This window comes from Aliiroseovarius marinus (assembly GCF_050881025.1).
In the GTDB taxonomy this organism is placed as follows: Bacteria; Pseudomonadota; Alphaproteobacteria; order Rhodobacterales; family Rhodobacteraceae; genus Aliiroseovarius; species Aliiroseovarius marinus_A.
Genome location: NZ_JBNNXQ010000004.1, coordinates 181,182 through 203,780 on the forward strand (window position 1 = coordinate 181,182; position 22,599 = coordinate 203,780).

Consider the following 22,599-nt stretch of genomic DNA (forward strand, 5'->3'; position numbering starts at 1 on the left):
GGCTCTGGCGTGCGGTCCCTTAGCTCAACTGGATAGAGCAGCTGACTTCTAATCAGCAGGTTGAGGGTTCGAGTCCTTCAGGGATCGCCATATTATTACATAAAAACAACTACTTGCACGCTTCGCGGGCTAGCGGTGTTGCGCCGTGAAAATTACCGGAAGCAATACGGAAGCATGCTGAACCATGTTGTAGCTTGGATACGGTCAAGCGTGGAATCAGTTTGCAACTTTTGCGCGTGGCGGGCATCGTCGCCAAAAGTGGTTTGATGTGGGCTTCATGCAATCAATTTCAGAATTTATTGAGCGATGGAAACACTCGGGCGGGGCAGAGCGTGCGAACTATGGGCTTTTCCTAAGTGAACTGACAGAAGTACTTGGCGTCGAGAAGCCGCTGCCGGTCACTGATACAGGTTCAAATGATCACTATCGCCTAGAGAGGCCTGTGGCGTCTGCGGCGATCGGCGAAACCTCCAAGAAATATATCGACCTGTACCGCAGAGGGTCATTCATCCTTGAGACGAAACAGGGCGCGCACGGTAAATCAGCCCCTTCAGATCAATTATCCCTACCCGAAATACCGACAGTCAAACGCGTTGGACATGGCGTGCGCGGCACGCGGGCTTGGGATAAGATGATGGACAAGGCGCGGGGGCAGGCTGACAACTATGCTCGCGGCATCGCGCGCGAGGATGGCTGGCCACCGTTTATTATCGTCTGTGACGTTGGCTATGTGTTCGAGATATATGCTGATTTCTCAGGGCAGGGGCATGGCTATACCCAGTTCCCTGATGGCAATTCCTTCCGCGTCTTTCTGGATGATCTGGAAAAACCAGAAATCCAGGAACTGTTCCAAGCAATCTGGAATGACCCTCAGTCTTTGGATCCATCGAAAACTGCGGCTAAAGTCACGCGCGAAATCGCCGATCAACTCGCGCTTTTGGGCCGGTCGTTCGAGAAACAGGGGCATGAACCCGATACGGTAGCTGCCTTTCTTATGCGTTGCCTGTTTTCCATGTTCGCCGAGGATGTGGACCTGATCCCCAAGGAAAGCTTCACAGACCTGTTGAAGGACATGGCGCAGGATCCTGACAACGCGGCCCCCGCGCTGGAAAACCTGTGGCAGACGATGAACACAGGCGGCTTTTCCCCGATCCTTAAAACCAAGGTGCTTAGGTTTAATGGCGGGCTGTTTGCCGATGCGGGCGCGCTGCCCTTGGACAGCCAGCAAATAGCCTTGCTGATTGGTGCGGCCCAGAAGGATTGGAAATTCGTCGAACCCGCGATTTTCGGCACGCTGCTGGAACGGGCGCTGGACAAGCGCCAGCGTCACAAGCTTGGCGCACATTATACGCCGCGCGCCTATGTGGAACGGCTGGTCATGCCCACGGTGATAGAGCCGCTCAGACGCGATTGGGAGGACGTGCGCGCTTCGACCTATGCGTTGGCAGAGCAAGGCGACATGAAGAAAGCGCGCGATACGGTGCATGCGTTCCACCTTAAACTGGCGGACACCCGCGTGCTGGACCCGGCCTGCGGGTCGGGCAACTTCCTGTACGTAGCGCTGGAACTGATGAAGCGGCTGGAAGGCGAAGTCACCGCCCGTCTGGAAGAACTGGGCGAAGAACAAACCGCCCTGTCGCTGGCATCCTTTACCGTGGACCCGCATAACTTTCTGGGAATCGAGTTGAACCCATGGGCCGCACGGGTGGCGGAACTGGTCTTGTGGATCGGATACCTGCAATGGCATTTCCGCACCTATGGCAAGGCCGCGCCCGCTGAACCTGTGCTGCGTGATTTCCACAACATCGAAAACCGCGACGCCGTGCTGGATCACGGCGACACCACCCCGCGCATGGTGGACGGGGCCAAAGTCACCCGCTGGGACGGGATCACCACCAAACCCCACCCCGTAACGGGCGAGGAAGTGCCAGACGACACCGCGCGGGTCGATGTGCTGGACTATGCCACCCCGAAACCTGCCCAATGGCCCGAGGCGGACTTTATCGTCGGCAACCCGCCGTTTATCGGGGCCAGCCGGATGCGTGACGCGCTTGGCGATGGCTATGCCGAGGCGCTGTGGTCCGCTTACCCCAAAATGCCGAAATCAGCGGATTTCGTGATGTTCTGGTGGGAAAAGGCGGCGGCGAAGGCGCGGGCGTTCAATGCGAAAACTGGGAAGGGCACACGGCGGTTTGGCTTCATTACCACCAATTCCCTGCGCCAGACATTTAACCGCAAAGTGTTAGAGCCGCATCTGGGCGACCCCAAGAAACCCCTGTCGCTGATCTATGCCATTCCCGACCACCCGTGGGTGGATGCGTCGATGGGCGCGGCGGTGCGCATTGCCATGACCGTGGGGCGGGCCGGGCGGCATGAGGGGCGGCTATTGACCATTGCCGAGGAGCATAAAGGCCAGACCGAGGATGAGGGCCGCTTGGTCCACTTTGACGAGGAACGGGGCAAGATCTTTGCCAACCTACGCACCGGCGCTGATGTGGCCGGTGCGAAGGCTTTGAAGGCGAATGAGGGCATTTCGTCGCCGGGTGTCAAACTTCACGGTGCAGGCTTCATCGTAAATCGCGAAGAAGCAAAGCAGCTTGGCCTTGGTACGGTTGATGGACTTGAAAACCACATTCGCGAATACCGAAATGGGCGCGACCTGACTGCCACGCCGCGCGGCGTGATGGTGATTGATCTGTTTGGCCTCACAGAAGCCGAGGTACGGCAGAAGTATCCGGCAGTTTATCAGCATGTCTTGGACAAGGTGAAGCCTGAGCGGGACCAGAATAACCGCGAAACCTATCGCAAGAACTGGTGGGTGTTCGGCGAGCCGCGCAAGGATTTGCGACCCGCCATGAAAGGCTTACCGCGCTACATCGCAACCGTTGAAACGAGCAAACATCGCGTGTTCCAGTTTCTTGATGAGAATGTGTTGCCCGACAACATGCTTATCGCAATCGGCTTGAGCGATGCAGCTTGTCTTTCTATCCTTTCAAGCCGTTTTCACGTTGCTTGGGCGCTCAGCTCAGGTGGCACGTTGGAAGATCGGCCCCGCTACAACAAATCCCGTTGCTTCGACCCTTTCCCCTTCCCAACCCTCACCGAGGCGCAGAAAACCACCCTTCGCGCCTTGGGCGAGGAGCTGGACGCGCATCGCAAGGACAGGCAAGCCGCGCACCCCAAGCTGACGTTGACGCAGATGTATAACGTGCTGGAAAAGCTCCGCGCGGGGGAAGCAATCGAAGGCAAGGACAAAGAGATTTACGAACAAGGTTTGATCGGCCTGCTGAAGGAAATTCACGACCGGATCGACGCCGCCGTGGCCGACGCCTATGGCTGGCCGCATGATCTGTCCGACGATGACATTCTGCACCGGCTGGTGGATCTGAACGCCGAGCGCGCGCGGGAAGAGGCTGCGGGCAAGATCCGTTGGCTGCGCCCCGATTATCAGAACCCAACCGGTGCAAGCGCAGCGGCGAAATCCGGCAAGCTCGACTTGGGCGATGCTCCTGTGGATGCCAAAGACAAACCCGCATGGCCCAAAACCATGCCCGACCAAGTTGCCGCCGTCCGCGATGCCTTGGCAGAGCTTTCACAAGCCACGCCAGAACAAATCGCACGCAGTTTCAAGCGTGGGCGCGCAAGTTCGGTCATTCCGCTTCTGGACAGTATGACCGCGCTTGGCTTGGCTGAACGGATGAATGACGATACCTATCGGTCCACGCGCTAGGGTAAGCGAAAGCGCCCCATGTAACATTACATAGGGCGCTCTCAGCTTCTTTTGATTTCCTATGTAACGTAACCTTACGTAGGCGGCTCGCGGGTGTCTCTCGTGAACACATACCGATCCTTGGCATCCTGTAGCTGCTTGGCGGACCGTTCGGGGTCGGCTTCGACCGCTTCACTCATCCGCTCTGCAAAGCCATGAAACGCCACGGGCAGTTCCTCATGCTCCCAGCCCTCCAGCGCGGCCATGGTGATGCAGGTGCCTGTGACCTGCTTCAGCAGGCTGGCGATGTGTTCCTCGCGGTGCACCTCTTTCATCGGGTTCGGATCGGCCCCGCTGCGCATCTCGATCAGGTCATCATTCATTTCAGCGCAGACCACGTCCCAAAGCGGATGGTTTGGCCAACGGGCGCGGTTCGTGTCGTTGGGGTCGGGTTCGGTGTAGCGGATACGTTCGCCAGAGGAGCGGCAGAGGTCTCCGAACTGCTCAAAGAATTGTTCCCATGTACGAATGCCCCAGCGGTCTTTCAGCAGGCTCTTTCCCGCCCGAAACTCGACCCGCCAGACTTGGTTCTGGGCGGCTTGGGTCTTGTCCGGGGTGAGAGGGCCGGAAACATGGCCCCTATGTAACATATAGGGGGCGTTAGTGTTGCCCACCCCACTACGTAACGTATGGTTCCAAATGTCCCACCAGTGGCGCTTGCCATGTGCGATCACTTCGGATCGCTTGTTGTAGATAATGACCTGCCGGTTGGTGATGCCGCCAGATGTGACAGACGACACCCAACCGGATTTGCCATGTACGGCCACATCCTCGTAGGTGATGTTGTCGCGGCGACCGGCGGCGCTGTGCGCGATCAGATTGTTCGGGTCCAGCACCAGATCATTTACCAGCACATCGACGCAGAAGTCGGCACGAGAGATGCTGACGTCCTCCGGGCCATAGCGCACCCCAAAGGCGTCTAGAACGCGCTCACAATGGGCCTTGGCGGCGCCTAGGCCATAGATGGACATGAAGAACGAACCAAAGCTTAGGCGGATGCCCCATTTGTCCCGTGAATTGGGTTTCTTGATCGACCAGTTTGCCCCTTCCGGGCCACCGTCCAGCAAGAAGCGATACCCTTTGCCGCCATAAGGCTTCAGCAAGAACTGCGCGCCACCAAATGAGATCAGCACTTCCTTCTGCTCTTCCTCGGCAATCGCTTTCTGTGCTTCCAGATATTCAAACAATTCCGGGCCGATATTGGCCTGAATTGACAGGGCCAGAGTGTCAAAGCCGCGATGCAACACGGTGTAGTCTTCCGGGGTCTCTGTATTTCCAGAGGGGGGTGCTACTATCACCCCCCTCTTGGGGCGTTCGCCCTTCGACTGACGGGTTTCGCTGGGCGCTTTGGAGCCTCCGGCGGGGTAGCTGTTGTTTTGGGGCCGGACTGTGCGCCCGGCATTGGCTTCACTTGGCTGCATTGATCTGCCTCCCAATCCAAATCTCGGCCCGTTCAAGGCATTTGGCGGCGTTCAGAAGGTCGGAATGCGCAAGGTTATTGGTGTTCTGCCATTGCCCGTCAGCGTTCTTGTAAGAGCGGGTCAGGTCGATGGAATAGAATCCATCATTGGCCCAGATGGTTGCGGTGATCAGGCCCAGTCTGAGTTTATGGGCGGGTTGGTTGCTCATATGGCAATCTCCTTTGGATGATGGCAGCGGATACAAAAAGGGCGTGAGGTGCGTTTACCCCACGCCCTTTGACGAGCCGTCCGGCCCCAAAATCCCCACAACCGCTACCAACCTTTGCAGGGCAAAACTGTGTGTCAGATGTTCGGTGCTTGCGACGTGTTCGCCACGCGGCGCTGATTGATCCACTCCATCACGTCGCCATAGGTGTAACGGACGGAGCGCGCCGAGATTTTGATGAACTTTGGACCGCCACCGCGATAGCGCCAATTCTGAAGCGCACGGACCGAATAGCAGAGCAAATCTGCCGCTTCGGTCTCGTCCATAAGGCGGTTGGGGTCAGCGTGTTTCTCAGTAAGCGACATAGCGTTGTTCCTCGTCGGTTAAGTGATGAGAAGAACATCGAAGGTTATGTGTGAGATTTCTAATGGGAGAATGCTGCCAATGTCTGGCAGCTTTTCCCCATCCCTTATTTTCTTAGCCCAAACGCCTCTCGTGCTGCATCCCCAATTGCCGTTTGGTTTGGGATATTCTTGCCCGCGTAGGACCAAAGAATGTAAGTGGCGAACTCAAGAAATGGTCCGTGGTAGGTGCCTTCAATAGATTTATAAGAGTAACCGTCCATAGGTTCGCGACCCGTGGCCTCGCTGTAGACGCAACCTAGATTTCTTAGAGTGCTTTCGAGATGGAAATTGAGCTTTGGACGACCCTTTTCCGTGTCGATGTACTTGGGGGCATTTTTTGCGGCCTCGATCAAAGTGCCAAGACGCGTTTGAAGGCGGTAAATCTGCACCTCATGAAAGGCCATCCCTTCATATTCAGTACCCATCGCTTTTTGCTCGAAGTCCCCGTTGCTCATGTGATCCGGTAAGGTGTCCTCGTAGGCTTCATAGAGCATGTAGCCATATTTCTCGGTGGCCATGGTCATTGCTTCAATAAGGGTTTGGGCCGTCTTCTCGACTTTCGTGAATTGCCGTTCGACATCGCGTTTTGTTGGCTTTTTGGAAGCTTTTCTTTTGGCTGAATAAAACTGAAGAGCGTCAGTGATTTGCTCGATGAAGGTTTGAGGCGCTGTGCCATTCTGTGCGCACATGGTCCAAGCCTGATCAAAATCAATGTTGGCACAAGAAGGTTCAAGGTCTTGGGTCATGGGTACGTTGGTGCAGGATCGGTGTTTTCAACAAAATCGGAATTTCTGCCTATGTAATGTATAAGCTCTCTCAATCTCTTGCGTAACGTATAAGAGAGCTGTCTATGCCTACAATTACATATACCTAACGTACCACCCGCAACCCCGGTCTGCCCGTTTCCCTCCGTCCCATCGCACCAGCTACACGGCTCGCCACAGACCCCGCTGCGCGTTGCACCGCGTCATCTGCCAAATGCGCGTAGCGCAATGTCGTGGTCAGGTTCTTATGGCCTAAAATCTCTTTCAGCGTGAACGGGTCAATCCCGTCCTGCATGGCTACAGACGCATAGGTGTGACGCAGATCGTGAATGCGAACATCTTTTAGATCGGCACGCTTACGAATGCGCCGCCATGGCCGTTCAAGGTCAGTGATATGCCCGTCCTCAGTGATGCCTAATATTACATAGGGGTTCCCATCGCGTCGCTGCAGCGATGTGATGATGTCGTAAGCTTCGCGGGGCAGGGGAATGCGTCGTCGCCCGGTCTTACTGTCTGGCAGGTCCAAATGAGTGTAGTGCACATACTCCCATTTTAGGGTTTGGATTTCATTACGGCGGCATCCGGTCAGCATGAGCAACAAGAAGGCAGACACGACATGTTCGGTTTCGGTTCCATCTTCCAAGACCTCTTGCAGCACCTGCCCCAAGCGGAACTGCTCTTGGTCGGTCAGGTATCGCTTCTTTTCCTCTTCCCGATATTTCTTGATCCGGCGGGTTGGGTTCGCGCCTTCCTCTCTCAGCCCCCAATCCTCTGCGACATTGAACATCTTTGAAATGACCATCAGCGTGCGGTTTGCGTGGTAGGGGGTATTGCGCATGTCAAAATGCAGAGCGGCTACGTCAGCGCGTTTCACATCATTGATAAGGAACGCGCCCAGCTTTGGTTTTACATGATTGCGAATGATTGTGCTGTAAGAGCGGTAGGTGGTCGGTTTGCAGTGCTGGGCTACATATTCTTCTAGGAAGCGGTCACAGAGCGCTGAGACGGTCGGTGCGCGGCGTTTGGTCTGAATGTCGGCAGACGGGTCTTCTCCGCGCGCGACGTCGCCTAGGCGTTGCATCGCGAGCTTGCGGGCCTCGTCTGTTGTCAGCGGGCCATGCTGGCCCAACGTGAGGCGTCGAGTTCGCTTTCCCGCGCGGTATTGGACGACATAAGTGCGCTTGCCGGTTCCATAGACGCGGACGCCAAAACCTTTCACATCGCAGTCCCAAGTGATGTAGTCGCTGGGTCTGACCTCCAACCCATCCACCGATCTTTTTGTAAGCCGCATGTCACGCCCTCCGCTTAGATGACGCCAAAATCCGGAAGCTATACGGAAGCAAGTGGCGTCGAAACTTGGCGCTATTCATGGAAGCTCGGCGCAGCGGCGGTCAACGTAAATAATTGTTTTAAATTCATTTTTGTTGGTATGGCGAAATCCTGAGAATTCCAGAGAAACCGTCTGGACCGAGCTTCTAATCAGCAGGTTGAGGGTTCGAGTCCTTCAGGGATCGCCAATTCAGATGTCATGGTGCGAATACGCATCCAACGGGGCTCTGCCCGCGCTTTCTTGGTCAGCGTGACTGTCGTAATCGCCGCAAAGCTTCGAGCGCCCTGCGCAATGGGCGCGTTATTTTCCACGACAAGCTGTTGGTCATATAGCGGTATTTCTCGAGGATATGAGCAAGAGGTGCGTTCAAGGAAGATCGCCCCTGGGTGCCTTGCAAGCCATTCCAAATCAGCCCAGACGTTACGTTCAGAACCATGGGGTGAACAACAAGGGGGGTCGGTTCGTCGCCTGGGCGTTTGACGGGCCGTTCCTGAGGGAAAAGCGCGTCATAGTCCTGGGTTCTGGCGCCGAAGGTTTTGTCAAAAAATTCCCAATCCGCAGCACCAATCAGATCGAAATCGTGACCATCAAGAACATTGCTTTCGAGAAGTTCTTTGAAAACATGCTCGGCCTGTTTTCGGTCCGGGTGCGTCTTTTTCAGAAGCTGAATGTTGGCGGCGACGGTATCTGAGAGGGACTCGTTGGCCATCGGGCTTTGGGCATGCGCGGTGACGGGGTCGGGCGTCCCCAGTAGGTTGAAGAACCACGGAATTGCGCCGCCCTGTGCTTTCATCTCGCCGAACCCGGTCACATGAAGATTTGCCACGTGTTGGCTTTCTTTCAGGTAGTCGAGATTATTACGGTGATCGAGCACCCCTGTTTCATCAAGGTTGCGGATCATTTCTGAAGGTGTGGCGATGAAGTTGTTAAACGGGTTGGCGGTCAGCTCGCGGTAGTAGGACCGAAACCAGTCATCGGGGCGGCGCAGGGTCAGGGCGATGTCGAATTGTTCGATCCCCAAACCCTGGGCGATCCGGCTGAGTATGTCCTGCCCGTCTGTGGTATCTGTGGCAAACGCGTTCCAGAAGACCGGGGACAACAGGTTTTCGCAGGACAGCACCAATGTGTGCACCGGGTGCTCAAGAGAGGTGATCTCGGCGACAAGACGTCGGCGTACCATGTCGCCTTCATTGTCGATCAGAAGCTTGCGAAACAACGCCAAATGTCCCGAACTGCGATGCCAGCGTACGCCATGTTCGCGCCCTGCGCCAAAAATCGGAAAATGCACACCCTGATCCAAGAGTGCCAGCCGGTTGGACAAAATATGCTCCTGAACCGAAGAGGACCCCGTTTTCGGCATGCCGATATGCAGGACAACCCGCTTCACCAGCTGATCAAGGCGCTGGGGCGTTCCTGTTGCAATCTGCTCTTCTTTGAACTGTGCCAATCGGTTGAACTTGAGGTAATGCTGAACCGCATCCCGCGCCCAGACATAAGTGCTTTGTTCGATCAATGGGATCAGTCGGGAAATGTGAATGCGTTCTCCTTGGAGCATGTCGATCAAGATGTCGTTGCGACCTGCAGATACGGCCATGCGCATCACATCCAGCGACGCTTCGCGTTTCAGCTCTTCGTTTTGGGGCACGCCGGCGCGATAGGTGTCAAGATAAAGGGGCTCCAGCCCCCGGCTCATCGCGTCCAGATGGTGCAGATGGGCTTGCGCAAGGCTGCGTTCCTCGCTGTCACCACCACTTAATCCCGCGATGATGAGCGGCTGCCAGTAGCGGGCAAGCTGACACCAGTAGGACACGATGTTGGCCCGCTCGAAATCGGGCGAAACCCGACCTTCGGCGCGGGCGTTCTGTAACAGCGAAGAGGCCAGTTTGAGATGTGTATTGAGCTGCGACAGCTGGGCCAGATCTATCCGCCGCATCGTTGAATTTGCATGATCACGATATAGGATCACGTCCTGCTTGGTCACCGCGATACGATCGGCGCGCAGGAATGCTTCCAGAAAAAACAGGCGGTCCTCTCGTTGGCGCAATTGGCTTGAGAAAGCCAGTGAATGCCGGGTCAGGAAGTCGTTTCGATAGAGGATTTGCCAGCACTGTGTGGTGTTTGTCAGTTCCGGGGTTGTTTGTGCATTACCTGTGCCGTCTTTGGGAACGGGCACCAAAAGCGGTGGTGCGATTTTGCCATTTTCATACAAGGTTGATCGTTGTGCCACGCAAAGCTCTGCCTGTTGCGCACGGGCCGTTTCGAGCCATCGTTGCAACGTGTCTGCATCCCGATACTGATCATCGCTGTCAAGAAAGGCGACAAATTCACCACGGGCCCGTTTCAGACCCAGATTTCGCACATGGGCTTGGCCGCGGTTCTTATCCAGCCGTTCAATGGACAACAGGTTGGGATGATCCGATTTCCAGTTGCACAAGCTGTCCCAAGTCTGGTCGGTGCTGGCATCGTCGATGGCGATAACCTCAATGCGCACTCCGGTTTGGGTCAGGGCAGATGACAGGCAATCATCCAGATACCGTGCTGTGTTGTAGCAAGGGATGATAATGGAAACGTCAATCATTTTCTGCCCTTGGCCTTCAACGCTTTGCCCTATGGGCTTAGCGCAGCGTGGTTTCGAAGTCCACCTGACAGGCGGAAGGCCCCGCGAGGGGATGCACGGCTTGTCACTGCGCCTATGGCGCGTCCCGGTTTGCCGGTGCCCCGCCCTCAAAGCAGTTTTCGCGTGTGTAGCTGCAGGGGTCTTCCTGCATTTCCAGATGCAGATCGTTTCCGTGATAGGGGTGCGCGCGCATCAGGGCTTCGTCGGGCTCGATCCCCAAACCGGGCGCGTCTGGTGGGATCACGAAACCACCCTCCCATTTGATGGTGTTTCCGATCAGGGCCAGGTGAAAATCGCCACCCTGTTCGATTGTTTCGACCATCAAGAGGTTGGGAATGGAGGTGCCCAGATGCAGGTTGGCAGCCCATTCGATGGGACCCGCATAAAGGTGCGGAGCAACGAGGGCGTTGTAGGTTTCGGCGATGGCGGCGATTTTCTTGGCCTCCCATATGCCGCCGACACGGCCCAGTGCAGGTTGCAGGATCGAGGCCGCGCCTTGCCGCAGCACTTCAGCAAATTCGGCTTTCGTGGTCAGGCGTTCCCCGGTGGCAATCGGCGTCACACTTGCCCGCGCGACCTTGGCCATTTCAGCGATATTGTCAGGGGGAATGGGTTCTTCAAACCACAGCGGCTGATAGGGTGCGATGGCTTCGGCCATGCGGATGGCGCCGCCTGTGGTGAACTGGCCGTGCGTGCCGAACAAAAGGTCTGCGCGGTCACCAACCGCATCGCGGATCGCCTTGCAGAACGCCTCGGATCGCGAGATGTCCTTCATTGACGGCATATGGCCCGACCGGATTGTGTAAGGGCCGGCGGGGTCGAATTTCAGCGCGGTGAACCCTTGTTCAACGCGGGTCACGGCGGCCTCGGCAGCCATTTCGGGCGAGGTCCAGAAAGCGGGCAGCTCGTGCTTTGGATCGGGATAGAGATAGGTGTAGGACCGCAGCCGATCGTTCATTCTGCCACCCAAAAGTGCCCAGACGGGTCGGCTTCGTGCTTTGCCTAAGATGTCCCAGCAGGCGATTTCCAGCCCTGAAAACGCGCCCATCACCGTGGGGTCGGGGCGTTGGGTGAAGCCTGCGGAATAGGCGCGGCGGAACATCAGTTCGATGTTTTCGGGGTTTTCGCCCTGCATGTGGCGGGCGAACACATCTTCGATCACCGCGCGCATGGCATCGGGCCCGACGGCGGCGGCATAGACCTCGCCCCAGCCGGTGATCCCGGTGTCGGTCGTGACCTTCACGAAAATCCAATAGCGCCCGCCCCAGCCGGGGGCCGGTGGTGCGGTCACGATGATGTCGAGATCCTGAAGCTTCATGCGATCAGCCCTTGTCAAACAGGATGACATTGCGCCGGGCTGCACCCGTTTTTGTGTCGGCGATGGCCTCGTTTATCTGATCCAGCGACCAGCGGCCCGAGATCAACTCGTCCAGCTTCAATCGCCCCTGCTGATAGAGGTCGATCATCCACGGAATGTCGCGCTGAATGACCACGTCACCCATCTTCGACCCGACCATGCCCTGACCAAGGGCCGCCAGAACCACCGGTTCATAGCTGGACATGTCGCCGGAATGAGGCATGCCGACCATGACCACTTTGCCACCGGGGGCAAGATATCGCGGCGCGGCATCATAAGCGGGGATGGCGCCGACCGTGACCAAAACCGCATCCGCGCCGCGCCCGGCAGCTTTCATGGCGGATTTCCACGGTTTGTCGGATGTGGCGAGGACACCGTCCGTTGCCCCGAACTCAATCGCCGCGTCCAGTTTCTCTTCCGACATGTCCACCGCGATGATGCGCGAGGCTCCGGCGATGCGTGCGCCCTGAATGGCGTTCAGACCGACGCCGCCCGCGCCGATGACAACCACAACGTCGCCCGCCCGTACGTTGCCCGCGTTGACTGCCGCGCCAACCCCGGTGATCACACCGCAGGCCAGCAGGGAGGCGACGTCCATCGCCATATCCTCGGGCAGTTTCACCACTTGGCTTTGCTCAACGACAACGCGTTCGGCAAACCCGCCGGTCGCCATGGCCTGATGCAGCTTGCCGCCATCCGAGGTCTTGATCGGGCCGTGATCGCCGTCATAGGGCGTCGAGCAGGTGACGGGCGACCCGGACGCGCAGCTTGGGCAGGTTTGGCAGGCGCGGATCAGGGTCACCACGACAGGGTCGCCCACGGTCAGCCCTTTCGCGTGATCGCCCAGCTTGGTGACGCGCCCTGCGGCTTCGTGCCCATAGACGGCGGGTAGCGATCCGCCCCACGCGCCATCCAGATAAGAGATATCGCTGTGACAGATGGCGACCGCATCCAGCGTCACCTCGACCTCGCTGCCTTCGGGCGGGCGGATGGCGATCTCTTCGATCACAAGCGGTTTCCCAAACTCGTGACAGACGGCGGCTTTGATCCGGTCCATGGCGGCTCCTGTTGGTGTCTTGTTTCTTGAAAGCTTGCGCGGAAAACCGGGGCTTGCCAACAAGTCTGCGACAGGAATGGCCGAAAACGACGCAGCGTTTCCTAGAAATGTCCGATTTCGCGCAGGAAGCCCGACAAAAGCGCTGCAAAGTCATCGGGCTTTTCGACAGGCGGCATGTGGCCTGTACCCCGGATCAGTTCGAACCGTGATCCGGGGATCAGGGCGGCGGTTTCACGCACAAGATCGGCGGGCGTAGAGCCATCTTCGCTCCCCGCAATCGCCAGTGTCGGCAGGCGCAGAGCCGCCGTACTTTCGTAAAGATCGGTGTCCGCGATGGCCTCCATGCAGCCCAGATAGCCCTGAAGCGGTGTGGCACGCATGCGCGCGCGGGCGTCTTCCAGAAGTTCCGGGTGATCGCGCTTGGTGGCACGCGAAAACCAGCGGTCGATATTGGCATTAACCACGGCGTCGATGCCGCTTTTGCGCACCTTCTTGATCCGCGCCTCCCAAACCCACGGCGTGCCGATCTTCACCGCGGTGTTCGAGATCACCATCCCGCGCACCAGATCCAGCCGTTCTGCCGCCAACCCCTGCGCAATCACGCCCCCGATGGAAAGGCCGACAAAGACGCAGCCCTTGACCCTGAGCGCATCCAGCGTCGCACCCGCATCGCCGACCAGATCGCCCATGGGATAGGGGCCGTCAGGGCAGGGGCTTTGGCCATGGCCGCGCATGTCCATACGGATCAGGCGCAGGTGGTCGGGTAAGGCATCAACCACCGCGTCCCACATGCTCAGGTCGGACCCAAGCGCATGGGCAAAGACCACGGTGGGGCCATCTTTGGCCCCGCTTTCCACCGTGTGAAGCGTGACGCCTTTGGAGTCAGGGATTATGAACATTCACGCATCCCGCAACGTCAGATGCGCCATGATTTGCCCGTGGTCAGAGGCCAGCTTGTTATAAGGCGCTTCGGGGTGCGAGCCATCGGTGATGTGGTCATTCAGCACGCTGAAATAGGTCATATCCGCGATGCGGGCGGCATTGTCCGGGTGGAAATGGCGGCTGAGGAAAATCTGGTCGATGCTTTCAAACACGCCGCCAAAAGCCGAGGTGTAGACCATGTCGCGCAGGGATTTCCTGACGAACAGTTTCTCGGCGGAATACAGGCGCACGGCCTCGATTTCGGCTGTGATCTGCGCACTTTCCTCGCGCGAATAGCGGTCACGGTCGGTCTTGGCATCGTGGCGCAGCATCCAGGCGTAGTTCTTGAACGGCACTTCGCCCGCGATAATCTCGGAGCTGACTGCATGTTCGCCATCGTTGAAGTCCCCCATGACCGCGACGGGATGGCCTTTGGCCAGCTCTTCGACCACCAGTTTGCGCAACACCCAGGCTTCGGCCATCCGGCGCATGGCGGATCGTGCAGCCCCCAATGCGCGCCCCACGGGGTCATAGGCGGTCAGGTCTGCTTCGGGCGGGAAGGGGCCGCCTTCGGGGCGGATGAACTCGCCCAGTTTCGACTTGAGGTGACAGTTGAAAATGGTGATCATCTGATCGCCCACTGGCACGCGCACCTTCAGAATGGGGCGCGACAGGCGGGTCAGGGTATAGTGGCCCGCGTCGCCCTTGTCGCCACGCAGGGCGGGGAAGGGGATGGAAAGCGGCTCGGGCAGGTCCTGAATGACCTCGGGCGTGCCGACAAAGCCAAAACGCGAAAGCACCGCCACGCCGGGGCGTCGTTCGCCGGGGCCGCCATCCGCCGCGTTTGGCGCAAAGGCCAGCCCTTCCTTGGGCCACGGATGCGTCGCCAGTTTGCGAAAGATTGCCTTGCGGTGATAGCGCTTGCTTTCATCGGGGATGGTGGCGGTGTTCAGGTCGTGGGCGCGCAGGTTGGCCTCGCCGATCACATCCAAAAGCGCCTCTTCTTCGAAGATCTCCTGAAAGCCGATGATGTCGGCGTCCAGCGACATCATCTGGTCCGCCATCCAGTCGCGTTTCCAGGCGTATTCCTCGGGCGTGTAGCGTTGGAACTGATAATATTCCTTGTCCGCGCCAATCAGGTTTTTGACGTTGAACGAGGCAATCGTGAAATCGGTCATCTGGGTCTCCGGTCAGGTGAAACGGGGCAGGCGGTAAGGGTCAGGCAAACCGCGCAAGGGCGTCGGCAAAGACGGGGGCGTCCACATTGCCCCCCGTGGCCACGACGATCACCGCGTCGCCCTTGATTTGGTCAGGGTTGTACAGGGCAGCGGCCAAGGCAATCGCCGCGCCGGGTTCGATGACCAGCTTCAGGCGGTTGAAGGCGGCCGCCATGGCGCGCAGGCAGTCCTCGTCAGGCACCACGATGCCGGAGCCGCAGAGGCGCTGCATGATCGGAAAGGTGATCTGGCCGGGCGATGGGGTGATGATCGCATCGCAGATGGACCCGGCGCGCTGGGCGTTCTCTTCGATCTGGCCGCTGATCAGCGAACGCGTCACGTCGTCAAATCCGGCAGGCTCGACAGGGCGCACCTTCATGCCGGGCGCTTCGTGATCCAGCGCCAGCGCAATGCCCGAGGTTAAGCCGCCGCCGCCACAAGGCACCAGCACCTGCGCGTTTGAAATGCCCAATTCGCGCGCTTGATTGGCTATCTCAAGCCCGACGGTGCCCTGACCGGCGATCACCGCCTCGTTGTCAAAGGGCTTGATCAGCGTCAGGCCGCGCTCGTCGGCAATCCGGGTTCCGATGGCGTCACGGTCTTCCGTTGCGCGGTCATAAAGCACCACCTCGGCCCCCAGTGCGCGGGTGTTGTCGATCTTCATCCGGGGGGCATCCGCAGGCATGACGATCACCGCAGAGGCGCCGTTTTGCCGTGCGGCCAGTGCGATGCCCTGCGCATGGTTGCCCGATGAATAGGCAATCACGCCCATCTCGCGCTGATCTGCACTCAGCTGCGACAGCGCGTTATGCGCGCCGCGAAACTTGAAGCTGCCCGTGTGTTGCAGGCACTCGGGTTTCACAAAGACCCGGCGGCCCGCAATCTCGTCCAGAAAGGGCGAGGACAACAGGGGCGTGCGTCGCACATGGCCTGCTGCGCGTTGGGCCGCGTTCCGTATCTCGTTGATGTTCATCGCATTTCCTCCAGCCATGCGTTGATGGCGGCCAGCGCCTCGGGTTCGTCCAGAAAGGGCACATGGCCCCGGTCGGGCACTTTCGCATAGCCCATATCGGGACGGCGTGTGCGCATTTCGGCCACGGTGGCATCGGTCAGGAGGTCAGAGTTTGCGCCGTGGACCAGTGCCAGTGGCAGGTCTGCCATCGCATCGAAGAACGGCCACAGGTCCGGGGCGGGTTGCGCGCCAGCCGCTTCGACCGCATCGCGCAGGGCGGGGTCATAGCGATTGCTCAGCCCCATGTTGTCTTGTTCAAACAGGTTGTGGCATTCTTCGACCCAACGCGTCATGGGCACGTTTTCAAACCCGACCTGTGCCATCGCACGCGCGCGCCCTTCGGCGGCGGCCTCGATGGTTTTGGCAGCGGGTTTGCGGCCCAGATACCCCATGATGTAGTCCAGCCCGCCCGGTGCCAGCTCGGGTCCGATGTCGTTCATGCAGACCCCCAGAAGCTTGTCTTTCACGGTCGCGGCCAACCCCATGGCGATCAGCCCCCCGCGCGAGGTGCCAAGGATCGCGGCTTTCTCGATCCCCAGATGGTTCATCAGGAAAAGCGCGTCCAGCCCTTCCTGCGGGATGGTATAGGTTGCGTGATCGCCCCAATCGGATTGGCCGCGCCCGCGATAATCCATGCGGATCAGGCGCACGCCTTTCAGATGAGGTGCGACAAAGTTGAAGTCGTCGGAATTTCGGGTGAGCCCCGACAGGGCCAGCACAGGCAGGCCTTCACCCTCATCCCGAAAGGCGATCTCTAACCCGTCATTGGCGGTGAATTTCTGCATGGTCTGATCCCTGTTCCGTGTTCGGACGCAGTAAGCACCAGATCGCGGATGGGGTCCAGACTTACGCTTAGGCTAGACTTGCTTGATCATTGTTCCCGACAGTCGATCCCAGATCGCAAGGCGGTCCTTTCTAAAAAGCGCAGAAAGGTAGAACCACAAAAGTGCAATTCCCAGAACCGCACCACTAAACCAATAGAGCGTGCTATCGATGAGCTTGAACATAGCCATCACGGGGCTTTCAGATTGTGAAAGCATAGAGAAAACTAGGGCCATGGCTGCGGATAGAATGACCAGCGTGACAATAGGTGACCACTTGATGAATTCTCGCCTAAGCAACTGAGGTCTTGAGATTGTAGAAATCGCAATGCCCAATAGCCGTTTCCCGGGGGTTTGTCCCCCATGGTTTGACGCCCACCAAGCGCTTCCTGCGATAATCAGGGCAAAGGCAATAAAAACGTCAGGAGTGTTGTGCTCAACTGGGTTGCCCTCTGCGTCAATCTGGACACTAGCACCCCTTCTTTTAGTAACATTACCTGTTCGCTCTTCCGATAGGACGACATTCGCAGTCCAACCATTATCGATAAAGAAAAATGCTTTGTGTTGGCAGTATCTAACTCCGACAACCCGGTCTTGACCCAAGTAATTTGCAAGCTCCTTCGACATGCTGGTGCCTGGAACGCACGAGTGGAGGCTTATTGACGTCAAACCTAGCCGCACGTTGTCAGTGCCTCGCAGCAGCAAAGATGGTAGCGTGAGAATTGCCGCTAGAAACGCTACAATAATCCAGTCGATGGCGAATGCAAAAAGACGGCGAAAGAAATAGAACTTGGGCAATTTGGTGGATAACTCAGTTTGGAAATTAAGAAGTGGTGTCACAAATTGTCTGGCTGCGGCATGCCCAGAACGTGGAAGCCGCTGTCGACGGTGATGATCTCGCCGGTGGTGCAATTGCCGTAATCGCTTGCCAGATAAACAGCGGTACCGCCCACGGCTTCCAGCGTGGCGTTCTGGCGCAAAGGTGCGTTTTGTTCCGTATGGCGGAAGGTCTTGCGCGCGCCGCCGATGGCCGCGCCGGCCAGCGTTTTCATGGGGCCGGGCGAAATGGCGTTCACGCGGATGCCGTCCGGGCCAAGGTCGTTGGCCAGATAGCGCACCGAGGATTCCAACGCGGCCTTGGCCACGCCCATGACGTTATAAAACGGCGTTACGCGGTTTGATCCGCCATAGGTCAGGGTCAGGATCGTGCCGCCATCCGTCATTTTCGGGGCCACCCGGCGGGCCACTTCGATCAGGGAATAACAGCTGATGTCCATCGAATGCTTGAAGTTCGCGCGTGACGTGTCGACGAAGCGACCGGTCAGCTCGTTCTTGTCGGAATAGGCAATCGCGTGGACCAAAAAATCGATCGAGTCCCATTTGGACCACAGATCATCGAACCCTTTGTCCAGGGCTGCGTCATCCGTCACGTCCATATCGACCAGAATGTCCGACCCGACAGATTCAGCCAGCGGAGCAACCCGCCCGCCAAAGGCTTCACCCTGATACGAGAACGCGAGTTCTGCACCTTCGTTTGCCATTGCCTGCGCAATGCCCCAAGCGATCGAGCGCTGGTTTGCGACCCCCATGATGAGGCCGCGTTTGCCTTGCATAAGACCTGCCATATCAGTTCCTCGTATCAGTTGGTGTCAAATCAGTCTTGGTATTTGCTCAGGATCATCGACCCGTTTGTGCCGCCAAAGCCAAAGCTGTTGGTCATCACGGAATCCAGCCCGGCATTTTCAACCAAAGAGGTGGCGATCTCGCCTTCATTGATGCCGGGGTCCAAATTTTCCACGTTAATCGACGGCGCGATGAAGTCATTGTCCAGCATCAAAAGGCAATAGACGGCTTCTTGCGCGCCGGTCGCGCCCTGACTGTGGCCGGTCATCGACTTGGTCGAGCTGATCGGGGGCGTCGCGCCCTCGCCAAAGACGCGGCGCACGGCTTCCACTTCGCCCACGTCACCGACCGGGGTCGATGTGCCATGCGCGTTGATATACCCGACCTTGCGGCCCTCGGGCAGCATATCCATGGCCAGACGCATGGCGCGTTCGCCGCCTTCGCCGGAGGGGGCGACCATGTCGTGACCGTCCGAGGTTGCGCCATAGCCCGTGACTTCGGCATAGATCTTGGCGCCGCGCGCTTTGGCGTGCTCCAGATCCTCAAGCACCAAAATGGCGCCGCCGCCGCCGATCACGAACCCGTCGCGGTCCGCGTCAAAAGCGCGGGAGGCTTTTTCGGGAGTGTTGTTGTATTTCGAGGACATCGCCCCCATCGCGTCAAAGAGGCACGACAGCGTCCAGTCCAGCTCCTCGCCGCCGCCTGCAAACATCACGTCCTGCTTGCCCATCATGATCTGTTCGGCCGCATTGCCGATACAGTGCAGGCTGGTCGAACAGGCCGAGGTGATCGAATAGTTGATGCCCTTGATTTTGAACGCGGTTGCAAGGTTCGCAGAAATGGTCGAGCCCATGCATTTCGGGACCGCAAACGGCCCAATCCGCTTGGTCGCGCCCGATTTCAGCGCGGTCTGGTGTGCCGCAAACATCGCGCTGGTCGACGGACCACCCGAGCCAGCCACAAGACCCGTGCGCGGGTTCACCACGTCGTCTTCGCCAAGGCCCGCGTCTTCGATGGCCTGGCTCATGGCGATATGCGCATAAGCCGCGCCGGGCCCCATGAAGCGCAAGGAGCGTTTGTCGACATGCTCTTTGATGTCGATATCCGGCATGCCCGCGATCTGGCTGCGGAAGCCGTGATCAACCATGTCCTGATTGGCGGAAATGCCGGACTTGCCAGCCTTGAGCGAGGCCAGAACCTCGTCCTTGTTGTTCCCGATGGCCGAGACAATGCCCAGACCGGTAACGACGACACGACGCATGCGCGCACTCCTCCGTAGCGGGTGCCACCAAAGGCACCGATGTAAGTCGGGTCAGCTCTCGGACAGAGCGACCTTCATGTCCTTGACCTGATAGATAACCTCTCCATCAGCTTCCACAATACCGTCCGCCACGCCCATTGTCAGGCGGCGGGTCTGGATCGCCTTGGTGAAGTCAATCTTATAAGTCAGCATCTTGCGGTCCGGGCGTACCATACCGGTCAGCTTTACCTCGCCTACGCCCAGCGCATAGCCACGTCCCTGCCAGCCGCGCCAGCCAAGGTTGAAGCCGGTCAGCTGCCACAGGCCATCAAGGCCAAGACAGCCGGGCATGATCGGGTTGCCGGGGAAGTGGCAATCAAAGAACCACAGGTCGGGCGTGATGTCGAACTCGGCCAGAACGTGACCCTTACCATGCGCCCCGCCGTCACCCGAAATCTCGGTGATGCGGTCCATCATCAACATGGGGGGGGCAGGAAGCTGCGCATTGCCGGGGCCAAACAACTCGCCTGCCGCGCATTTCAGAAGGTCATCCTTGTCAAAGCTCGTCGGAAAATCCGCCATTCACTCCGCCCCATATCTTGTGTGTTCCGTTCCCTCACCCTCTAGCACCCGGGCAAAGCCGGACGCAAGGGCAGCAGGCGCGCACCAACGGCAAGATTTGCGTGTCTTTCCAGTTTTTGTTGGCGCTTTGGCGCAACAACACCTATATTTAACACGATGACAAAGTGATCAGGGGTGACCGACAAAGGGATGGCCGAGAACAGATCAGATATCGAAGCGACTTGGCTGGCCAGCGCAGGACTGCGCCCGACCCGTCAACGCTTGTCCCTTGCCAGCCTGTTGATCGGGGATGGCGAGCATCGCCATGTGACCGCGGAAAGCCTTTATGAAGCGTCGCGCGACAGCGACGAACGCGTATCCCTCGCGACCGTCTACAATACGCTTCGGGTCTTCTCCGAGGCCGGGCTGCTGCGCGAAATTACGGTAAACGGCGCGCGCAGCTATTTTGATACCAATGTCACAAACCATCCTCATTTCTACTGGGAAGACACCGAAGAGCTGATGGATGCACCAGACAAAGATCTGAAAATCGCGCAGCTTCCGAATGCGCCAGACGGGGCAGAAATCGCCAAGGTCGATGTGGTGATCCGCCTGCGCCGCAAGTAAGTCGCGTGCGGGCTTCCTGAATCACGTGGTTATTTTCTTGTCATAAATACCTTGGGGTGAAGGCCTCGCCATCGGCGAGGGCGAGGGGCAAAGCCCCTACGCGCGCAGCGCGCCCAGTTTTCGCTGTTTTCCGAAGAAAACAGTCCCGCGAGGTTGGAGACCGACCTGCTATAGCAGGTCGGCCTTGGCATGTTGACTTTGTTGGCGTCAGTCGATGCCAACAACTTCGAAATCAAAAATCAACGTCTTGCCCGCCAGCGCGTGATTGGCGTCCAGCGTGACGGTTTCGTCCGTCACCGTTGTGACTGTCACCGGAACCGGTTGTCCCTGAGGGCCGGACATTTGCAGTTGAATGCCAACCTCCAACGGGATTTCGGCCGGAATATCTGTGCGCGGCACTTCCAGAACGGCTTCGTCATGACGTGGGCCATAGGCCTCTTCAGGCGCGATCGTGACTTTCTTTTTCTCGCCAACGGCCATGCCGGGCAGAGCTTTGTCCAGCCCCGGAATGATCATGCCGGACCCGACTTCAAACTCCAGCGGGTCACGCCCTTCAGAGCTGTCAAAGACGCTGCCGTCTTCCAGTGTGCCAGTATAGTGGATGCGCACCTTTGCGCCTTTGGTGACCTCGGACATGTTGACCTCATTATGTCAGGGAAGGATACGAGGCCGGGCACGGTGGCAGCGGGTGCTCGTGGGATGAGGGCGGCAGTTTAGCCAAAACCACAAGATTGTAAACGCAGCCGGCCTACGCCTTTCAGAACCACTGCCCCGGTTCCATCAATCCCAGATCCAGAAGCTGTTTCGAGGACCAGTCAAATTCGGTCGAGTTGTACCATTTGAAGGTATGAATATCGAACGTGGACCCCGCGTTCGACTTCAGGGCCTTCGCGGTGCGGAAGCTGACAATCGCGACGGTGATGTTGTTGTGCCACGGGCAGGCGTAGGTGTTGTATTCTTCGTCATTGAATCGGTGATCGGGCAGAAGCTGCAGCCCTTTTTTTGCCCGAAACAATGCGATCCGGTCGATCTTGCGCTTTGGGGCGGGGATATGTTCTTCGAACCGCCACCTAAGCCCGCCAAAGAAATCAAGCTGCCGTTCATGCACATGCCCATCGGCATCTTTGCGGCCCAAGGCGTAATAGCCGGATTTGTCCATCCACGCATTGTCCAGCGACACGGCATTGGGATGTTGGTCCAGATCATCGGCATAAAGATCGACCACATAGGTCAAGACAGCATCGCGGCGTTCTTCGGTGTGGAAGGCCAACAGCTCTCCGATCGAGCGGGATTCGCAAAACGGATGGAACAGGTATTCGGCATTGTAACAGTAATAGAGCCAAAGGCCCGGGGCGGCATCAATCACCCGGTTGACCGCATGTTCCAGCGCCCCGTCGCGTGACAGGTCATAGCGAATGCGATGCACGTCCTGTTCCAGCCCTTTGGGCAACTCCAACGCATCTGGTGCAAAGACAAGAAGCTCGCGAAATCCGGCATTCTGATGGTGGCGAATGGTGGTGTCGACCTCGACCAGATCTTCGACAAAGATCATGCCAACAGGCCCCTTGGCCAAAGCCTCGGGGGCGGATTTCAGAAACTCTGTCAGACCGGTGTAACGCATGCGATGTCCTTTGAAGGGATCTTACCCTCAAG

The 22,599-nt window shown here is 58.1% G+C and carries 20 protein-coding genes and 1 tRNA gene; 3 read left to right on the forward strand and 18 right to left on the reverse strand.

The genetic code is table 11. The features are described 5' to 3' along the window. Positions 1-13 precede the first annotated feature (13 nt). Positions 14-90 (forward strand) — tRNA-Arg (locus ACRY08_RS13505). A 187-nt stretch (positions 91-277) separates the two neighbouring features. Then, complete coding sequence (locus ACRY08_RS13510) at positions 278-3,730, forward strand: class I SAM-dependent DNA methyltransferase (RefSeq protein ID WP_432450481.1); 3,453 nt, start codon at positions 278-280, stop codon at positions 3,728-3,730. Between the two features lie 74 nt (positions 3,731-3,804). Here ACRY08_RS13510 and ACRY08_RS13515 read toward each other — a convergent pair whose 3' ends face one another. From ACRY08_RS13515 to fabA, 16 genes are all read right to left on the reverse strand, one after another. After that, complete coding sequence (locus ACRY08_RS13515; protein ID WP_432450482.1) at positions 3,805-5,190, reverse strand: hypothetical protein; 1,386 nt, start codon at positions 5,188-5,190, stop codon at positions 3,805-3,807. Next, complete coding sequence (locus ACRY08_RS13520; protein WP_432450483.1) at positions 5,177-5,398, reverse strand: hypothetical protein; 222 nt, start codon at positions 5,396-5,398, stop codon at positions 5,177-5,179. Before ACRY08_RS13520 ends, ACRY08_RS13515 begins: the two co-directional genes overlap by 14 nt. Positions 5,399-5,532: 134 nt before the next feature. Continuing rightward, a complete protein-coding gene (locus ACRY08_RS13525) occupies positions 5,533-5,760 on the reverse strand; it encodes a helix-turn-helix transcriptional regulator (RefSeq protein ID WP_432450484.1) in 228 nt (75 codons plus the stop codon). A gap of 104 nt (positions 5,761-5,864) precedes the next feature. Further along, complete coding sequence (locus ACRY08_RS13530; protein WP_432450485.1) at positions 5,865-6,545, reverse strand: hypothetical protein; 681 nt, start codon at positions 6,543-6,545, stop codon at positions 5,865-5,867. A 124-nt stretch (positions 6,546-6,669) separates the two neighbouring features. After that, positions 6,670-7,854 carry a tyrosine-type recombinase/integrase gene (locus ACRY08_RS13535; RefSeq protein ID WP_432450486.1) on the reverse strand — a complete coding sequence of 395 codons (1,185 nt, stop codon included), beginning with the start codon at positions 7,852-7,854 and terminating at the stop codon, positions 6,670-6,672. 283 nt (positions 7,855-8,137) lie between these two features. Then, entirely contained in the window at positions 8,138-10,471 is a 2,334-nt protein-coding gene (locus ACRY08_RS13540) for a glycosyltransferase family 2 protein (protein ID WP_432450487.1), read from the reverse strand. A 112-nt stretch (positions 10,472-10,583) separates the two neighbouring features. Then, positions 10,584-11,828, reverse strand: a complete 1,245-nt coding sequence (locus tag ACRY08_RS13545) for a mandelate racemase/muconate lactonizing enzyme family protein (RefSeq protein WP_432450488.1) — start codon at positions 11,826-11,828, stop codon at positions 10,584-10,586. A 4-nt stretch (positions 11,829-11,832) separates the two neighbouring features. Beyond that, the gene (locus ACRY08_RS13550) at positions 11,833-12,924 is read right to left on the reverse strand and encodes a zinc-binding dehydrogenase (protein ID WP_432450489.1); all 1,092 of its coding nucleotides are present in this window, start codon (positions 12,922-12,924) and stop codon (positions 11,833-11,835) included. A 101-nt stretch (positions 12,925-13,025) separates the two neighbouring features. Beyond that, on the reverse strand, positions 13,026-13,823 hold the full coding sequence (pcaD, locus tag ACRY08_RS13555) for a 3-oxoadipate enol-lactonase (RefSeq protein ID WP_432450490.1): 798 nt from the start codon (positions 13,821-13,823) through the stop codon (positions 13,026-13,028). Next, positions 13,824-15,023, reverse strand: coding sequence for an endonuclease/exonuclease/phosphatase family protein (locus ACRY08_RS13560; RefSeq protein ID WP_432450491.1), 1,200 nt, complete (start codon positions 15,021-15,023; stop codon positions 13,824-13,826). 40 nt (positions 15,024-15,063) lie between these two features. Next, a complete protein-coding gene (locus ACRY08_RS13565) occupies positions 15,064-16,035 on the reverse strand; it encodes a threonine ammonia-lyase (RefSeq protein WP_432450616.1) in 972 nt (323 codons plus the stop codon). Beyond that, positions 16,032-16,859 carry an alpha/beta fold hydrolase gene (locus tag ACRY08_RS13570; protein ID WP_432450492.1) on the reverse strand — a complete coding sequence of 276 codons (828 nt, stop codon included), beginning with the start codon at positions 16,857-16,859 and terminating at the stop codon, positions 16,032-16,034. The genes ACRY08_RS13565 and ACRY08_RS13570 overlap by 4 nt, the downstream gene beginning before the upstream one ends. Before the next feature lie 72 nt (positions 16,860-16,931). Next, positions 16,932-17,735 carry an RDD family protein gene (locus ACRY08_RS13575; RefSeq protein WP_432450493.1) on the reverse strand — a complete coding sequence of 268 codons (804 nt, stop codon included), beginning with the start codon at positions 17,733-17,735 and terminating at the stop codon, positions 16,932-16,934. Next, entirely contained in the window at positions 17,732-18,520 is a 789-nt protein-coding gene (locus ACRY08_RS13580; protein ID WP_432450494.1) for an enoyl-ACP reductase FabI, read from the reverse strand. The genes ACRY08_RS13575 and ACRY08_RS13580 overlap by 4 nt, the downstream gene beginning before the upstream one ends. Before the next feature lie 29 nt (positions 18,521-18,549). Continuing rightward, the gene (gene fabB / locus ACRY08_RS13585; protein ID WP_432450495.1) at positions 18,550-19,779 is read right to left on the reverse strand and encodes a beta-ketoacyl-ACP synthase I; all 1,230 of its coding nucleotides are present in this window, start codon (positions 19,777-19,779) and stop codon (positions 18,550-18,552) included. 51 nt (positions 19,780-19,830) lie between these two features. Then, positions 19,831-20,340 carry a bifunctional 3-hydroxydecanoyl-ACP dehydratase/trans-2-decenoyl-ACP isomerase gene (fabA, locus tag ACRY08_RS13590; RefSeq protein WP_432450496.1) on the reverse strand — a complete coding sequence of 170 codons (510 nt, stop codon included), beginning with the start codon at positions 20,338-20,340 and terminating at the stop codon, positions 19,831-19,833. 189 nt (positions 20,341-20,529) lie between these two features. On the opposite strand from fabA, the gene irrA reads away from it, so the two are divergent. Next, complete coding sequence (irrA, locus tag ACRY08_RS13595) at positions 20,530-20,946, forward strand: iron response transcriptional regulator IrrA (protein WP_432450617.1); 417 nt, start codon at positions 20,530-20,532, stop codon at positions 20,944-20,946. 207 nt (positions 20,947-21,153) lie between these two features. On the opposite strand, the gene ACRY08_RS13600 is transcribed toward irrA, so the two are convergent. Beyond that, entirely contained in the window at positions 21,154-21,582 is a 429-nt protein-coding gene (locus ACRY08_RS13600) for an FKBP-type peptidyl-prolyl cis-trans isomerase (protein ID WP_432450497.1), read from the reverse strand. Between the two features lie 121 nt (positions 21,583-21,703). Next, positions 21,704-22,567, reverse strand: coding sequence for a hypothetical protein (locus ACRY08_RS13605; protein ID WP_432450498.1), 864 nt, complete (start codon positions 22,565-22,567; stop codon positions 21,704-21,706). Between the last annotated feature and the right edge of the window lie 32 nt (positions 22,568-22,599).

What these genes read in the sequence shown, in the direction of transcription:
- ACRY08_RS13545 (WP_432450488.1), bottom strand. Translation starts at nt 11,828, where the DNA reads ATGAAGCTTCAGGATCTCGACATCATCGTGACCGCACCACCGGCCCCC.
- ACRY08_RS13535 (WP_432450486.1), bottom strand. Translation starts at nt 7,854, where the DNA reads ATGCGGCTTACAAAAAGATCGGTGGATGGGTTGGAGGTCAGACCCAGC.
- ACRY08_RS13525 (WP_432450484.1), bottom strand. Translation starts at nt 5,760, where the DNA reads ATGTCGCTTACTGAGAAACACGCTGACCCCAACCGCCTTATGGACGAG.
- ACRY08_RS13540 (WP_432450487.1), bottom strand. Translation starts at nt 10,471, where the DNA reads ATGATTGACGTTTCCATTATCATCCCTTGCTACAACACAGCACGGTAT.
- ACRY08_RS13600 (WP_432450497.1), bottom strand. Translation starts at nt 21,582, where the DNA reads ATGTCCGAGGTCACCAAAGGCGCAAAGGTGCGCATCCACTATACTGGC.
- ACRY08_RS13515 (WP_432450482.1), bottom strand. Translation starts at nt 5,190, where the DNA reads ATGCAGCCAAGTGAAGCCAATGCCGGGCGCACAGTCCGGCCCCAAAAC.
- ACRY08_RS13550 (WP_432450489.1), bottom strand. Translation starts at nt 12,924, where the DNA reads ATGGACCGGATCAAAGCCGCCGTCTGTCACGAGTTTGGGAAACCGCTT.
- fabA (WP_432450496.1), bottom strand. Translation starts at nt 20,340, where the DNA reads ATGGCGGATTTTCCGACGAGCTTTGACAAGGATGACCTTCTGAAATGC.
- ACRY08_RS13565 (WP_432450616.1), bottom strand. Translation starts at nt 16,035, where the DNA reads ATGAACATCAACGAGATACGGAACGCGGCCCAACGCGCAGCAGGCCAT.
- fabB (WP_432450495.1), bottom strand. Translation starts at nt 19,779, where the DNA reads ATGCGTCGTGTCGTCGTTACCGGTCTGGGCATTGTCTCGGCCATCGGG.
- ACRY08_RS13560 (WP_432450491.1), bottom strand. Translation starts at nt 15,023, where the DNA reads ATGACCGATTTCACGATTGCCTCGTTCAACGTCAAAAACCTGATTGGC.
- ACRY08_RS13510 (WP_432450481.1), top strand. Translation starts at nt 278, where the DNA reads ATGCAATCAATTTCAGAATTTATTGAGCGATGGAAACACTCGGGCGGG.
- pcaD (WP_432450490.1), bottom strand. Translation starts at nt 13,823, where the DNA reads ATGTTCATAATCCCTGACTCCAAAGGCGTCACGCTTCACACGGTGGAA.
- ACRY08_RS13520 (WP_432450483.1), bottom strand. Translation starts at nt 5,398, where the DNA reads ATGAGCAACCAACCCGCCCATAAACTCAGACTGGGCCTGATCACCGCA.
- ACRY08_RS13570 (WP_432450492.1), bottom strand. Translation starts at nt 16,859, where the DNA reads ATGCAGAAATTCACCGCCAATGACGGGTTAGAGATCGCCTTTCGGGAT.
- ACRY08_RS13605 (WP_432450498.1), bottom strand. Translation starts at nt 22,567, where the DNA reads ATGCGTTACACCGGTCTGACAGAGTTTCTGAAATCCGCCCCCGAGGCT.
- ACRY08_RS13530 (WP_432450485.1), bottom strand. Translation starts at nt 6,545, where the DNA reads ATGACCCAAGACCTTGAACCTTCTTGTGCCAACATTGATTTTGATCAG.
- ACRY08_RS13580 (WP_432450494.1), bottom strand. Translation starts at nt 18,520, where the DNA reads ATGGCAGGTCTTATGCAAGGCAAACGCGGCCTCATCATGGGGGTCGCA.
- irrA (WP_432450617.1), top strand. Translation starts at nt 20,530, where the DNA reads ATGGCCGAGAACAGATCAGATATCGAAGCGACTTGGCTGGCCAGCGCA.